Genomic DNA, 13,565 nt, shown 5'->3' on the forward strand with positions numbered 1-13,565 from the left:
GGTCGAACGTATCGAGGCCACCCCACTGGTGGATCCCCCTCGCTCCCGCCAGTTTCCTGCCGGGTGAGGTAACGACTATACGTAACCGCCGGGGCGCCATCAAGTCTGCGCGTTCCGGTCCGGACGTATAGCCTAGCTTCATGAGTCCTGCACACCCGGAAAAATGGCCCGTCCTTGTTGTCCACGGCGGTGTGGACGAGCAATTGCTGAAGGACTGCCTGGGGCTCCTGGCAGCCGCGGAAGAATCCGACGGCAACCCGTCGCTCTCCGAACAGACCGTGGTGACGCTCCGCGCCGGGGATTCCGCCGAGCATTCCCTCCTGACCCTCGCCCTCTACGCCCCGGACGAGGACTCTGACCCCTCCTCCGGCCAGGATCTGGCCGGCTTCGCCGTGGTGGTGGAGGAAGCTGACGGCAGCGGGGTAGTGGAGATTGCGGTCCACCCCAGCTACCGCAACCAGGGCGTGGCGGACCGCCTGGTGGGGGCGCTGAAGTCGGAGCGCGGCCTGGATGGCCTGAAGGCCTGGTCGCACGGCAATCATGAGGCGGCGGCGGACCTGGCCGCCCGGTACGGCTACGGCCCCGTGCGGGAGCTCTGGAAGATGCGGCTGACCACCGCCACCGCTGAACTGCCCGACGTCGGACTCCCGGACGGTGTCACGCTCCGCGCCTTTGTGCCTGGCCGGGACGAGGACGGCTGGCTTGCCGCGAACCGTGCCGCCTTCGCCCACCACCCTGAACAGGGATCGCTGACCCGCGCGGACCTGGACGCCCGGATGGCCGAGGACTGGTTCGATCCCGCAGGCTTCCTGCTGGCCGTGGACGCGGACGGCAAGCTGCTGGGTTTCCACTGGACCAAGGTCCACCCACGGCACGGCGCCCACCCGGCAATCGGTGAAGTGTACGCGGTGGGGGTCACCCCCGCCGCACAGGGCATGGGCTTGGGCAAGGCGCTCACCGTTGCCGGGATCAGGCACCTGCAGGGTTTGGGGCTCAATGCCGTCATGCTCTACACGGATGCGGACAACGCGCCGGCTGTGGCCCTCTACCGCGGCCTGGGTTTCACGCGCTGGGACATGGACGTGCAGTACGGGCCGTTGGCCACGGTTTAGCGCCCGTGGGTGAGTTATCCCACTCGCCGGATGAAAGGCCCGCGCCTGCCCAAAGTACAGGGTCCGCGGGCCCGGATTGCTTGTAAGGTTGTTAGGGAACCGCGCCGGCCGTGGGCCAGCATCAAGCGCCAGGTAAGAGGAGACACCATGAAACCGGAACCCGCGGGAACAGCCACGTCCAAGAGTGCTTCAAAACCTGCGCGGGCCCGTTTTGGTTCATCGGAAGTTCCGGCATCGCGCGCCACCCAGGACCGGATCGACATTCCGGAGTTTGCGCCCAACCTCGTGCCGGAAGGCGACATCCGGCCCGACCGTTTCCTGGACCGTGAGCTGAGCTGGCTTGCCTTCAACTCCCGGGTCCTGGAGCTGGCCGAGGACCCCACCCTCCACCTGCTGGAACGGGTCGCTTTCCTCTCCATTTTCGCGTCCAACCTGGACGAATTCTTCATGGTCCGCGTGGCCGGCCTCAAGCGGCGAATCGCCACCGGCCTCGCAGTGCCCTCCCCCGCCGGCCTCAGCCCCGTGGAGGTCCTCGAAAAGATCGGCGATGAGGCCCACCGCCTCCAGCAGCGCCACGCCCAGGTCTACGCGGAACAGATCCGGCCGGCCCTGGCCTACGAGCACATCCACCTGATGCACTGGGAAGAACTGGATGACGCCGCCAAGCAGCAGCTCAGCGCGATGTTCGCGGAGAAGGTCTTCCCCATCCTGACGCCGCTCGCCGTCGACCCCGCCCACCCCTTCCCGTACATTTCGGGACTGTCGCTGAACCTCGCCGTCGTGGTGCGCAACCCTGTCAGCGACAAGGAGCTCTTCGCGCGCCTCAAGGTTCCGGACCAGCTCCCCCGGCTGATTTCCATCGACGGTCCGCGCGCCGGCGCCATTGCCGGGCGCGTGGCACGCTTCATCGCCCTGGAAGAAGTCATCGCCGTCCACCTGGACAAGCTGTTCGCCGGCATGGAGGTGCTGGAGCACCATATCTTCCGTGTGACCCGCAACGAGGACCTCGAAGTTGAAGAGGACGACGCCGAGAACCTGCTCCAGGCGCTCGAGAAGGAACTGCTGCGCCGCCGGTTCGGCCCGCCCGTCCGCCTCGAAGTCAGCAACGACATCAACCCGAACATCCGCGCGCTGCTGATCCGCGAGCTCGGAGTGGAAGAGTCAGAGGTATACTCGCTTCCCGCGCCGCTGGACCTCCGCGGGTTGTCCGTCATTGCGGGCATCGACCGTGCAGACCTCCACTATCCGAAGCACATGCCGCACACGTCGCGGTTCCTCAACGAATCCGAGACATCCAAGGCCGCGAACGTCTTCTCGGCCATGCGGCGCCGCGACATCCTGCTCCACCACCCTTACGACTCCTTCTCCACATCGGTGCAGGCATTCCTGGAGCAGGCCGCGGCGGACCCCAAGGTCCAGGCAATCAAGCAGACCCTGTACCGGACGTCGGGCGACTCCCCGATCGTGGACGCCCTCATCGACGCCGCCGAGGCGGGCAAGCAGGTCCTGGCCCTGGTGGAGATCAAGGCCAGGTTCGATGAACAGGCCAACATCTCCTGGGCACGCAAGCTCGAACAGGCCGGCGTCCACGTGGTGTACGGCATTGTGGGATTGAAGACGCACTGCAAGTTGTCCCTCGTGGTCCGTCAGGAAGTGGACGGGCTTCGCCGATACTGCCACATCGGCACCGGCAACTACCACCCCCGCACGGCCCGCTACTACGAGGACCTTGGCCTGCTGACAGCCAACGAGCAGGTGGGCGAGGATCTGTCCAAGCTGTTCAACCAGCTGTCCGGCTACGCCCCCAAGTCCACGTTCAAGCGACTGCTCGTGGCTCCCCGCTCCGTCCGCTCCGGGCTGATCGACCGGATCGAAACCGAAATCCGCAACGCCCGCGCCGGCCTGGCCGCACGGGTGCAGATCAAGGTCAACTCCATGGTGGACGAGGCCATTATCGATTCCCTCTACCGGGCTTCCCAGGCAGGGGTGATGGTGGACGTCATTGTTCGCGGCATCTGCTCGCTGCGTCCCGGCGTCCCCGGCCTCAGCGAGAACATCACCGTGCGTTCCGTGCTGGGCCGCTTCCTGGAGCACTCCCGGGTGTTCGCCTTCGCCAACGGCGGGGACCACGTGGTCTACATCGGCTCGGCCGACATGATGCACCGTAACCTGGACCGCAGGGTGGAGGCGCTGGTGCAACTGGCCAACCCGGACGACATCACCTACGTCCTCGACCTGCTGCGCCGGTACATGGATCCGGAGACGGCCAGTTGGCACCTCAACAACGAGGGCATGTGGAACCGCCACCACATCGCCGACGACGGCACGCCCCTTGAAGACATCCAGTCCTGGCTGTTGGCATCGCGTGACCGCCAGCGCAGCCTGAGCCGGCGGTAGGGCCGGGCGTTGTCGAGCGACATCCTTGTAGCAGACCAGACCGACCATCCGGGCGAAGCGGTTGCTGTGGTTGCCGCCGGGGCTATTCCCTGGCGGATCAACTCGAGGGGCCTTGAGGTCCTCCTGATCCACCGGCCCCAGTACGATGACTGGTCCTGGCCCAAAGGCAAAATCGACGCCGGCGAGACCATTCCCGAGTGCGCCGCGCGTGAAGTGCGCGAGGAGATCGGGCTGTCAGCCCCGCTGGGCATTCCGTTGCCGCCGATCCACTACCACGTGGCCTCCGGCCTCAAGGTGGTTCATTACTGGGCGGTCAAAGTTAACGGGGCCAAGCTGGTTCCGGACGGCAAGGAGGTGGACCGCGTAGTCTGGTGCGCCCCCGAAACCGCCGCCGGGATGCTGTCCAACCCGTCCGACGTCGTCCCCCTGGACCATTTGCGCGCTGCCCACAAAGACGGCCAGCTGGACACCTGGCCGCTCATTGTGGTGCGCCATGCAAAAGCCAAGCCCCGTTCGTCCTGGACCAAGGCCGAAGGTGAGCGCCCGCTGGCGGCCACCGGCATCCGGCAGGCGCAGGCCGTCGGCCGGCTGCTGCAGGCCTGGCAGCCGCCGCGGGTGGTCACAAGCCCCTGGCGGCGCTGCGTGTCAACGGTGGCGCCCTATTTGAGGGCGTCGGGGGCTAAGGTCAAACTGGTGGACGCGCTGACGGAACACCGGCACGCCCGCACCCCCAAGAAGACGGCCGCCGTCATTGAGTCCCTTTTGGACAAGCAGCAGCCGGTGGCCGTCTGCACGCACCGGCCGGCGCTGCCCACCGTCCTGGCGCAGCTGGGCAAGAACATGCCGGGCCGTTTGCGGTCCCTCCTCCCGGCAGCCGACCCGTACCTTTCCCCCGGGGAACTGGTGGTGTGTCACGTCGCCGCGGGCAACAAAAACCGCATCGTCGCTGTGGAACAGTTCAAGCCGTTCGACGACTGACCCGCCCGGCGCACGGCGGCATCTCAGTGGACCTGCGCGCGGTAATTCCACCGTACGAGCGGATCCCACAGATCAGCACACTCAGAGCCGCGCGTGACGCCCGGCTCACCGATGAACTGCTGCTCGACCTGGTCCGCGGCCAGTTACGGAAAGGCTAAAGATGGAGCAGGATTCCATGCCCGCGAATCGCCGGAACAGGTTCTGGTTCGCCCTGTCGCTGCTTCTGTTAGCCGTTACGGCAGCCTTCGGCGCAGCCCCGGTTCCTGCCGAGGCAGGGAGGTCGGTCCGGAAACCCGGATCCTGAACTGGCCGCTGCCAACGCCGATGCCGGCCGCCGGATCCTTGCCGCGATAACCCCGGCCCTGGCCGTTCTGGTCAGCTGGCTGACCATACAGGGCTGGCTGGGGCTCGCCGGACCCGCCGCAATTTGGGTTCCCATGCTGGCGCTTATGGCTTACACCACGATAATTTGCGTCCGCGCCGTGTCCGCCGTTACGGCCCTCCCCAACGCCCAAAGGTAGACTTTAGCCGTGAGCATCCCGACGCCCTATGAAGACCTCCTGCGTGATGTGCTGGACCATGGCACCCACAAATCCGACCGCACAGGCACCGGAACCACCAGCGTATTCGGCCGCCAGATCCGCTTCGACCTGGCCGAAAACTTCCCGCTGATCACCACCAAGCGTGTGCATTTCAAATCCGTAGCGGTGGAACTCCTGTGGTTCCTGCGCGGCGAATCCAACGCGAAGTGGATGCAGGACCAGGGCGTGACCATCTGGAACGAATGGGCTGACGCCGAGGGCGAGCTCGGGCCCGTGTACGGCGTCCAGTGGCGCAGCTGGCCCACCCCGGACGGCGGCCACATCGACCAGATCGCCGAACTGGTGGAGAACCTGAAGTCCAACCCGGATTCCCGCCGGCACATCGTGTCCGCCTGGAACGTGTCCGAACTCAAGAACATGGCGCTGCCGCCGTGCCACGCGTTCTTCCAGTTCTACGTGGCGGACGGCAAACTGTCCTGCCAGCTCTACCAGCGCTCCGCCGACATGTTCCTGGGCGTGCCCTTCAACATCGCCTCCTACGCCCTGCTGACCTTGATGATCGCGCAGCAGGTCGGCTTGGAACCGGGAGAGTTTGTCTGGACCGGCGGCGACGTCCACATCTATGAGAACCACATGGACCAGGTTTTGAAGCAGTTGGACCGTGAACCGTATGAGTATCCGCAGCTGAAGATCACCCGGAAGCCGGCGTCGATCTTCGACTACACACTGGACGACTTCGAAGTGGTGGGCTATCAGCACCACCCCACGATTAAGGCCCCGATTGCCGTATGAGCACCGAGAATACTGCAGACCCGCAGTCCTTCACTGAGCAGCTTGCCGATACCGTGACCGGCGTCGGCCTCGTCTGGGCGCAGACTTCCGGTGGCGTGATCGGCAAGGACGGCGACATGCCGTGGGACCTGCCCGAAGACATGAAGCACTTCACCCGGCTGACCGTGGGGCACCCGGTGATCATGGGCCGCAAGACGTGGCTGTCCTTTCCGGAGAAGTACCGGCCGCTGCCTGGCCGCACCAATATTGTGGTGACCAGGCAGAAGACCTGGGCGGATTCGCCCGAGGCGGAGGGCGCCGTCGTGGTTCCCTCCCTGGATGACGCGCTCCTCGAGTCCCAGTTCGTCGACGGCGGCGAAACAGTCTGGATCCTGGGCGGCGGCGAAGTGTTCCGCCAGTCCACGGACCTGGCCAACGTCGCCGTGGTCACCACCATCGATGTGGAGGCCGACGGCGACACCTACGCTCCCGAACTCGACGAAACGTGGGAGGCGGCCGCCGCTGTCCCGCCGGACGGGTGGCTGACGGCCGCGAACGGGACACGCTACAGGTTTACCAAATGGGTTAGGACGCAGGGCTGAGATGTTGAAGAAACCGGAAACACTGTTTGTGCTGGGCTACATGCTCCTGCCGTTGCTCGCACTGCTCTCCGCCATTGTGGGCCTGACCATGATCCTGGGCGGCAACAAAATCGCCGGCGCCATCGTGCTGGTGATCGTGACCCAGGTCTTCGCGTTCGGCGCCGTTTTTGCGCTCCGGGCCCGGAAGGCTGCCGTGCTGGAGGAAAACAACCGCAGCTGACGTCCCCGGTCCGCCGTCGCACGCTCCGGCCGTGACGTAACCGACTGCGGAGTGCCGGTTCCGAAGTCTAAACTGTACGAATGACTACAGCAGCTACCCCCTCCGTCGGCCTGGTCGGATGGCGCGGCATGGTCGGCTCCGTCCTCATGCAGCGCATGCAGGACGAAGGCGACTTCGCCAACATCAACCCGGTGTTCTTCTCCACTTCCAACGCGGGAGGTGCCGCGCCCTCCTTTGCTGAAGGCGCAGGCACGCTCGAGGACGCGTTCGACGTCGACGCCCTGGCGAAGCTGCCCATTATTGTCACCGCGCAGGGCGGGGATTACACCAAGCGGGTGCACACCGAGCTGCGCGGCCGGGGCTGGGACGGCCTGTGGATCGACGCCGCGTCCACCCTGCGGATGAACGACGACTCCATCATCGTGCTGGACCCGATCAACCGCGACGTCATCGACAAGGGCCTGGTCAACGGCACCAAGGACTTCATCGGCGGCAACTGCACCGTGTCCTGCATGCTCATGGGCCTGGGCGGCCTGTTCAAGAACGGCCTCGTCGAATGGGGCACGTCCATGACCTACCAGGCAGCCTCCGGCGGCGGCGCCCGGCACATGCGTGAGCTGCTCAGCCAGTTTGGCACGCTCAACGCCGAGGTCAGCTCGGAACTGGACGACCCGGCGTCGGCCATCCTCGAAATCGACCGCAAGGTCCTGGCGCACCAGCGCACCGACATCGACGCCACCCAGTTCGGCGTGCCGCTGGCCGGTTCGCTGATTCCCTGGATCGACGCGGACCTGGGCAACGGCCAGTCCAAGGAAGAGTGGAAGGCCGGGGTGGAGACCAACAAGATCCTGGGCACCTCGGACGAGAACCGGATCATCATGGACGGCCTCTGCATCCGGATCGGCGCCATGCGGTCCCACTCCCAGGCGCTGACGCTCAAGCTGCGCGAAGACCTGTCCGTGGCCGAGGTCGAGAGCCTCCTGGCCGCTGACAACGAGTGGGCCAAGGTCATCCCCAACACCAAGGAAGACTCCATGGCCGGCCTGACGCCCGTGGCCGCGTCCGGCACGCTGGAGATTCCTGTGGGCCGCATCCGGAAGATGGAAATGGGTCCGGAGTATATCAGCGCGTTCACCGTGGGCGACCAGCTGCTCTGGGGTGCCGCCGAGCCGCTGCGCCGAATGCTCAACATCGCCACAGGGAACCTGTAACTCCCAGCCGCTCCCCCGTACAACAGCAACGCGGGGTCACTTAGCGCTCAATCCGGCGCTCCGGAGGCACCTTAAGTGACCCCGCGTTGCTGTTAATGGTCAGGTGTTGAGGAACGCGAGGTGCTGCCCGGTGGCCTTGGCGAACGCTGCCTGCGCACCGGCACCGAGGGGCCTGGCTTCGTCGAAGAGTTCAGGCACGACGGCGGCGCTCGGGCCGGTGCCCGCGCGCGCCCAGGTGCCGATCACTTCTCCCCCGGCCACGACGGTCTTCTTGAACACGCCGTTGCCGCCCGGGACGATCTTGTTGGCATTCTCCGGCGCCAGGACAAGGCTCCGGTCCTGGTAGCCGAGCAGGAACTCGTCGAAGCCGGGCAGCAGGAGCACGGACCGCTGGCCGGGCACGCCGTCGTCGAGCAGCGCCGCTATCTCCGGCGACATCCAGTAGGTATCCCCGCCAAACTCAAGCTGCACCAAGTGCACGCTGACCTGGTTCAGGGCGGCCCGTACCTCCGGCAGGGGAAGCTGCGTCCACCAGGCAAAATCGCGGACCGTGGCCGGCCCGTGGCTCCGGAAATAGCGCAGCACAAACTCCGCGATGGCCTCCTGCCGCTCAAGGGCCCGCGACTCCGTGATCCATTCGTCAAAGGCCACCAGGAGTTGCTGGTTTCCCGCGAGCGGACCCTGGACCAGCCACGCATGCCGGCAGAGCGAGCCCAGGATGTGCATCCCCCGCTGGCCCGTGGTGGGCTGCCCCGCGGCCTCAAAGATGGCAAAGAGTTCGTTGCGGCTGACTGAACCGCCGCCGGCCACATGTTCCAACGCCACGTCGCGGCACTTCTCGATATCCGCCCACGTGATGTCCAGTTCCCGGTGCCTGCCGGCGACCACGCGGTGAAGACGTTCCGCTGTGAGGCCCAGCATCCACCACAGGTCCTCCGGCGCCACCAGGTGCAGGGTTCCGCGCATCGGCCAGGAGCGGACTATTTCCCCAGTTTCCAGCGCCGCCCGGACGTCCGACAGCCCGGCCCCGGGAACCCGGAGGCCGACGGCATGCAGTGCCGCCTGCAGGTCCTGCGCCTGGGTGGCCGTCATCCAGCGGACCGCCCCGGCAACTGAACCCGGCCGTCCGGGCCCGAGCAGACCCTGCGCGGCCAGCCGGAGCCTTCCCATGGTCCTGCGGCTTACCCGGTTCGCTGCCATGCCCCCATCCTAGATGCCGGCCCAGGTCTCCTAAAGTGTCAGCCCGATCAGCAACGGTTCCGGGTGCAGCTCAATGCCAAAGCGTTCGACGACGCCGTCCCGCACCTCGCGTGCGATCGCCAGGATGTCCTTGGCACTGGCTGCGCCGCGGTTGGTAATGGCCAGCGTGTGCTTGGTGGACAGGGACGCCCGCCCGCCGGAGGCGCTGTCCGGTTCCAGGCCGTAGCCCTTGCCGAACCCGGCCTGGTCGATCAGCCAGGCTGCGGAGAGCTTGACCATCCCGTCAACGCCGGCAGGATACTGCGGTGCCGACTCCGGCAGGCCGGCTGCCACGTCCACGGGCACCACCGGGTTGGTGAAGAAGGAGCCGGTGGAATACGTGTCCCGGTCTGCCGGGTCCAGCACCATGCCTTTGGACGCCCGCAGGCGGAGCACTTCACGCCGGACATCGTTGGCATAGGCACGCTTGCCGGGTTCAACTCCCAAGGCGCGGGCCAGTTCGGCGTAGCGGATGGGTGCACTCATCCGGCCGATGGGCAGCTGGAACTCCACGGTCAGCACCACGTAGCGCGGCGAGCCGTCCACCGTGGCCTGCTTCAGGATGGAGTCGCGGTACCCGAACTTCAGTTCAGAGCTGCTGAACGTCTGCACCGCGTTCCGGGTCCGGTCCCAGGTGCGGACCGCAGCGATGGTCTGTGAAACGTCCGAGCCGTAGGCGCCAACGTTCTGCACGGGAGTGGCACCGGTGGCGCCGGGAATGCCGGAGAGCGCCTCAATGCCCGACCAGGCGTGCAGCACGGCGTGTTCCACCAGGGCGTCCCAGTTGTGGCCGGCCTGGACCACCACGGCCACGCCGCCGCAGGAGTCCTCAGCGTTGACGGCGAACCCCTCCGAGGCAATCCTGACCACCGTGCCGGGGAACCCGTCGTCGGAAATCAGGAGGTTGGAGCCGCCCCCGATGATCAGGAGCGGCTCCCCCGCGGCGTCGGCCGAGCGGACGGCGTCGATGATCTCCGCCTCGGTCCGGGCTTCAACATACTTGCCGGCGGGACCCCCGACGGCGGCTGTGGTCAGGTGCGAGAGCAGGGTGGAAGTCACCCATCCACAGTAGCGGGAAACCTAGGTCAACATAGGTAAACCCAGGTAAACCGGGAACCGGTCAGGAGAGCCGGACGACGGCCTGCGCCTTCATCAGCACTTTCTGCCCGGCCGCGACGACGGTGAGGTCCACGCGCGCGGTGCCCGCATCGGCGTCGAGCTTTCCAATGGCGCCGCTCACCTCGATGGTGGCCCCGGGCTGGTCGGTTCCGGTGGTGTCCGTCACCAGGACCGGCTTGGTGAAGCGGGTCTGGAAGTCGACGACGGCGGCAGGGTCACCTGCCCAGTCGGTCACCAGCTGTACCGCGGCACCCATGGTGAACATGCCGTGGGCGATGACGCCGGGGAGTTCCACGCCGGTGGCGAAGGCTTCGTTCCAGTGGATGGGGTTGAAGTCGCCGGAGGCGCCGGCGTACTTGACCAGGTCGGTGCGGGTGACCTCGATGGTGCGGCTGCCGATGTCCTGGCCGGCGCTGAGTTCGTGAAAGCTGGGGCTCATGGTTACTGTCCCTCTCCGCGGACGAGGATGGATGAGGTGGTGGTGGCGACGGCCTCGCGCGAATCGGCTCCGCCGTCGGCCAGGGCGAAGATCTCGGCGCGTGTGGTGATCATGGCGCCGCCGCCCATGGCACGTACGCCGTCGACGTGCAGTTCCGCCACGAGCCTGTCACCGGCGAAAATCGGGCGGTGGTGGATGAACCGCTGGTCGGCGTGGACCACGCGTGTGAAGTCGATGCCGGCCTCCGGGTCCTCGATCAGCTGCGCATCGGCACGCTGGGCGATGATGATGGCGAACGTGGGCGGCGCAACGAGGTCCGTGTGGCCCAGGGCCTTGGCGGCCTCGACGTCGAAGTGGGCTGGGTGCGTTGCCTTGACGGCGCGGGCGAACTCGCGGATTTTCTCGCGGCCGACGTCGTACACCTCTGCGGCAGGGTAGCTGCGGCCCTGCAGGTCCGGATTGATAGTCATGGCCTCAAGCCTATCGTTCCGGGAAGCACCCGCAGGGGTCGTGCGCCGCAGTGATATGATGAATTCATCATTCCATCAAGTGACCTGTTCCAAGGTCATGGAGGAGAGGTCCCATGTTGTCTCCCGCCCAGGCTCCGCTGTACGAGATCAAGGCCAACCTGTTCAAGGCGCTGGCCCACCCTGCCAGGATCCGGATCCTTGAGCTCCTCGCCGCCGCCCCGGACAACGCCGCGGCCGTGAGCTACCTGCTGGCCGAAACCGGGCTGGAGGCCTCGCATCTTTCCCAGCATCTGGCCACGCTGCGCCGGCACAAGGTGGTGACGTCGGTGCGGAGCGCCAATGCGGTGACCTACCGACTGGCCCACCCGGGTATTTCGCAACTGCTGGCCATCGCCCGCACATTCCTGCTGGACAGCCTCGCCGACTCCAACGAACAGCTCCGGCTGGCACAGCAACTCCCGGCAGGGCACTTGTCCGCGGAGTCAGCCTCGTGAGCACCCAACTGCGCCCGGGTTCGACGGGTCTCACACGCTTCCTGCCGTCCCGCGCGGACTATGCCGGTCTCCGGCAGTCGTGGCGGACGGACGTGCTGGCCGGGATCACGGTGGGCATCGTGGCGTTGCCGCTGGCGCTGGCGTTCGGGGTCAGCTCCGGGGTGGGCGCCGAGGCGGGACTCATCACGGCGATCGTGGCCGGGCTGGTTGCCGCCGTCATGGGCGGCTCCCATGTCCAGGTCTCAGGACCCACCGGCGCCATGGTGGTGGTCCTGGCTCCGGTGGTGGCAGTGCACGGCACGGGAAGCGTCGCACTGGTGTCCGTGATGGCCGGCCTGATGGTCTGCGTCCTTGGCTTCAGCGGCCTGGGGAAGGCAGTGGCCTTCATTCCGTGGCCGGTGGTGGAAGGCTTCACCCTGGGCATCGCGGCCATCATCTTCCTCCAGCAGGTGCCCCTGGCCACAGGTACGGCGGGGACACCGGGCCACAACACACTGGTGGCGGCCATCGAGGCAGCATCCGGAGCGGAGTCTCCCACGGTCCTGTTGACTCTGGCACTCGTGGCGGTGGTCGCCGTCGTCATGGTGGTGGTCCAGAAGTACTTCCGTGCATTGCCGGCGAGCCTGCTCGCGGTGCTCGTGGCGACGGCGGCTGCCGAACTTCTGCGGCTGGACGTGCCCCGGATCGGGGCGCTGCCACATTCCCTGCCCTCCCCCTCGCTGCCGGCCATGGACCCGGCGTCCATCGGCGCGTTGGCGATGCCCGCCGTCGCCATCGCAGCCCTGGCGGCTATCGAATCCCTGCTGTCGGCCCGCGTGGCAGGCGGGATGGTTGGCCCGGACGGGACCCCCAGCGGGGCCTACAGCCCGGACCGGGAACTGACGGGACAGGGCCTGGCGTCCATCGCCGCCGGTTTGTTCGGCGGCATGCCTGCCACGGGAGCCATCGCGCGGACCGCCGTGAACGTGCGTTCGGGCGCGAAAACCCGGCTGTCCGCCGCCGTTCATGCCGTGGTGCTGCTGGGAATTGTGTATTTGGCTGCGGGGCTGGTGGGCACCATTCCGCTCGCGGCCCTGGGCGGGGTGCTCATGGTCACCGCGGCGCGGATGGTGTCACGGCGCACGGTGGCCGCGATCCTGCGTTCAACCCGCTCGGATGCGGCAGTTTTTGTCCTCACGGCAATCATCACCGTGGCGTTTGACCTGATCGTGGCGATCCAGATCGGCCTGGCCGCGGCGGCCCTCTTCACGCTGCGGAAGTTCGCGTCCCTGAGCAGTGTGCAGCGTGAAGGGATTGCCGGGACGCCGTCCCCGGGGGATGAACATATTGCCGTCTTCCGGCTGGACGGGGCCATGTTCTTCGGCGCCGCGGAACGCATTCTCCAGGAGATCAGCCAGGTCAAGGACGTCCAGGTGGCCATCATCAGGCTCTCCCAGTTGCGGATGCTTGACGCCACGGGTGCGCACGCCCTTGTGGAGGTCATCTCCGCCTTGGAACTGCGCGGGATCACGGTGCTGCTGAAGGGAGTCCGGCCGGACCATCTTGCCTTGGTGACGAATGTGGGCGTGATCCGTTCGCTGCGTCACCACAAGCACCTGTTCGAGGACCTCCCGGCCGCCGTGGAACACGCCCGCAGCCATGTGCGCCGGAACGCGGCCGCGGCTACCGCTTAAGGTTCTTCCGGATGGTCTGGCCCCGGACCACGAGTCCCACGATGTGCAGGACCAGTCCCAGCCCGATGACCGGCAGCGAGGCGGTGGCCAGCCCCTGGTTTCCGGACGTGTTGCCGATCAGGTTCAGGATGATTCCGACGCCGATCAGCCCCATGGCACAGAAGACGGTGACCTTGTAGGCGGTGGGCGCGGTGTTCCAGAATTCGTTCAGCACCGTGCCATTCTACCGAGCTAGGGGACAGACTTGAGGCCCGCTCCACGTGCCCCGCTGGTGCGGAACGGCGTAGCGCGGGCCTCA

General features: G+C 66.7%; 14 protein-coding genes. 9 read left to right on the top strand and 5 right to left on the bottom strand.

What is annotated here, in order from left to right:
- Positions 1-140 precede the first annotated feature (140 nt).
- The 7 genes from mshD to asd all read left to right on the top strand — a co-directional run bounded on the left by mshD (position 141) and on the right by asd (position 7,833).
- On the top strand, positions 141-1,112 hold the full coding sequence (mshD, locus tag NQJ30_RS02180) for a mycothiol synthase (protein WP_255768082.1): 972 nt from the start codon (positions 141-143) through the stop codon (positions 1,110-1,112).
- Between the two features lie 147 nt (positions 1,113-1,259).
- Positions 1,260-3,509, top strand: coding sequence for an RNA degradosome polyphosphate kinase (locus tag NQJ30_RS02185; protein WP_255768083.1), 2,250 nt, complete (start codon positions 1,260-1,262; stop codon positions 3,507-3,509).
- 9 nt (positions 3,510-3,518) lie between these two features.
- On the top strand, positions 3,519-4,487 hold the full coding sequence (locus NQJ30_RS02190) for an NUDIX hydrolase (RefSeq protein ID WP_255768084.1): 969 nt from the start codon (positions 3,519-3,521) through the stop codon (positions 4,485-4,487).
- Between the two features lie 530 nt (positions 4,488-5,017).
- The gene (locus NQJ30_RS02195; protein WP_255768085.1) at positions 5,018-5,821 is read left to right on the top strand and encodes a thymidylate synthase; all 804 of its coding nucleotides are present in this window, start codon (positions 5,018-5,020) and stop codon (positions 5,819-5,821) included.
- Positions 5,818-6,402 carry a dihydrofolate reductase gene (locus NQJ30_RS02200; protein ID WP_255768086.1) on the top strand — a complete coding sequence of 195 codons (585 nt, stop codon included), beginning with the start codon at positions 5,818-5,820 and terminating at the stop codon, positions 6,400-6,402. The genes NQJ30_RS02195 and NQJ30_RS02200 overlap by 4 nt, the downstream gene beginning before the upstream one ends.
- A gap of 1 nt (position 6,403) precedes the next feature.
- Positions 6,404-6,622, top strand: a complete 219-nt coding sequence (locus NQJ30_RS02205) for an NF038396 family protein (RefSeq protein ID WP_255768087.1) — start codon at positions 6,404-6,406, stop codon at positions 6,620-6,622.
- 80 nt (positions 6,623-6,702) lie between these two features.
- Positions 6,703-7,833 carry an aspartate-semialdehyde dehydrogenase gene (asd, locus tag NQJ30_RS02210; protein ID WP_255768088.1) on the top strand — a complete coding sequence of 377 codons (1,131 nt, stop codon included), beginning with the start codon at positions 6,703-6,705 and terminating at the stop codon, positions 7,831-7,833.
- Between the two features lie 99 nt (positions 7,834-7,932).
- Here asd and NQJ30_RS02215 read toward each other — a convergent pair whose 3' ends face one another.
- The 4 genes from NQJ30_RS02215 to NQJ30_RS02230 form a co-directional block, all read right to left on the bottom strand.
- Positions 7,933-9,033, bottom strand: a complete 1,101-nt coding sequence (locus tag NQJ30_RS02215; RefSeq protein WP_255768089.1) for a winged helix DNA-binding domain-containing protein — start codon at positions 9,031-9,033, stop codon at positions 7,933-7,935.
- A 30-nt stretch (positions 9,034-9,063) separates the two neighbouring features.
- Entirely contained in the window at positions 9,064-10,131 is a 1,068-nt protein-coding gene (locus NQJ30_RS02220) for a UDP-N-acetylmuramate dehydrogenase (protein ID WP_255768090.1), read from the bottom strand.
- A gap of 61 nt (positions 10,132-10,192) precedes the next feature.
- Positions 10,193-10,630, bottom strand: a complete 438-nt coding sequence (locus NQJ30_RS02225) for a MaoC family dehydratase (RefSeq protein WP_255768091.1) — start codon at positions 10,628-10,630, stop codon at positions 10,193-10,195.
- A 2-nt stretch (positions 10,631-10,632) separates the two neighbouring features.
- A complete protein-coding gene (locus NQJ30_RS02230) occupies positions 10,633-11,100 on the bottom strand; it encodes an FAS1-like dehydratase domain-containing protein (RefSeq protein WP_255768092.1) in 468 nt (155 codons plus the stop codon).
- Between the two features lie 113 nt (positions 11,101-11,213).
- Between NQJ30_RS02230 and NQJ30_RS02235 the strand changes: the two genes are divergently transcribed.
- Entirely contained in the window at positions 11,214-11,594 is a 381-nt protein-coding gene (locus tag NQJ30_RS02235) for an ArsR/SmtB family transcription factor (protein WP_255768093.1), read from the top strand.
- Positions 11,591-13,267: a SulP family inorganic anion transporter gene (locus NQJ30_RS02240; protein ID WP_255768094.1), complete on the top strand. Its 1,677-nt coding sequence runs from the start codon at positions 11,591-11,593 to the stop codon at positions 13,265-13,267. Before NQJ30_RS02235 ends, NQJ30_RS02240 begins: the two co-directional genes overlap by 4 nt.
- On the opposite strand, the gene NQJ30_RS02245 is transcribed toward NQJ30_RS02240, so the two are convergent.
- Complete coding sequence (locus NQJ30_RS02245) at positions 13,257-13,481, bottom strand: DUF3188 domain-containing protein (protein WP_255768095.1); 225 nt, start codon at positions 13,479-13,481, stop codon at positions 13,257-13,259. The two genes, NQJ30_RS02240 and NQJ30_RS02245, sit on opposite strands and share 11 nt — an antisense overlap.
- Positions 13,482-13,565 lie beyond the last annotated feature (84 nt).

It is taken from the genome of Pseudarthrobacter sulfonivorans (assembly GCF_024391045.1).
Classification (GTDB): Bacteria; Actinomycetota; Actinomycetes; order Actinomycetales; family Micrococcaceae; genus Arthrobacter; species Arthrobacter sulfonivorans_B.

Bases quoted from the DNA above. Each gene is read 5' to 3' on its own strand.
- NQJ30_RS02230 (WP_255768092.1), bottom strand. From the start codon at position 11,100: ATGACTATCAATCCGGACCTGCAGGGCCGCAGCTACCCTGCCGCAGAG.
- NQJ30_RS02215 (WP_255768089.1), bottom strand. From the start codon at position 9,033: ATGGCAGCGAACCGGGTAAGCCGCAGGACCATGGGAAGGCTCCGGCTG.
- NQJ30_RS02205 (WP_255768087.1), top strand. From the start codon at position 6,404: ATGTTGAAGAAACCGGAAACACTGTTTGTGCTGGGCTACATGCTCCTG.
- NQJ30_RS02185 (WP_255768083.1), top strand. From the start codon at position 1,260: ATGAAACCGGAACCCGCGGGAACAGCCACGTCCAAGAGTGCTTCAAAA.
- NQJ30_RS02225 (WP_255768091.1), bottom strand. From the start codon at position 10,630: ATGAGCCCCAGCTTTCACGAACTCAGCGCCGGCCAGGACATCGGCAGC.
- NQJ30_RS02235 (WP_255768093.1), top strand. From the start codon at position 11,214: ATGTTGTCTCCCGCCCAGGCTCCGCTGTACGAGATCAAGGCCAACCTG.
- asd (WP_255768088.1), top strand. From the start codon at position 6,703: ATGACTACAGCAGCTACCCCCTCCGTCGGCCTGGTCGGATGGCGCGGC.
- mshD (WP_255768082.1), top strand. From the start codon at position 141: ATGAGTCCTGCACACCCGGAAAAATGGCCCGTCCTTGTTGTCCACGGC.
- NQJ30_RS02200 (WP_255768086.1), top strand. From the start codon at position 5,818: ATGAGCACCGAGAATACTGCAGACCCGCAGTCCTTCACTGAGCAGCTT.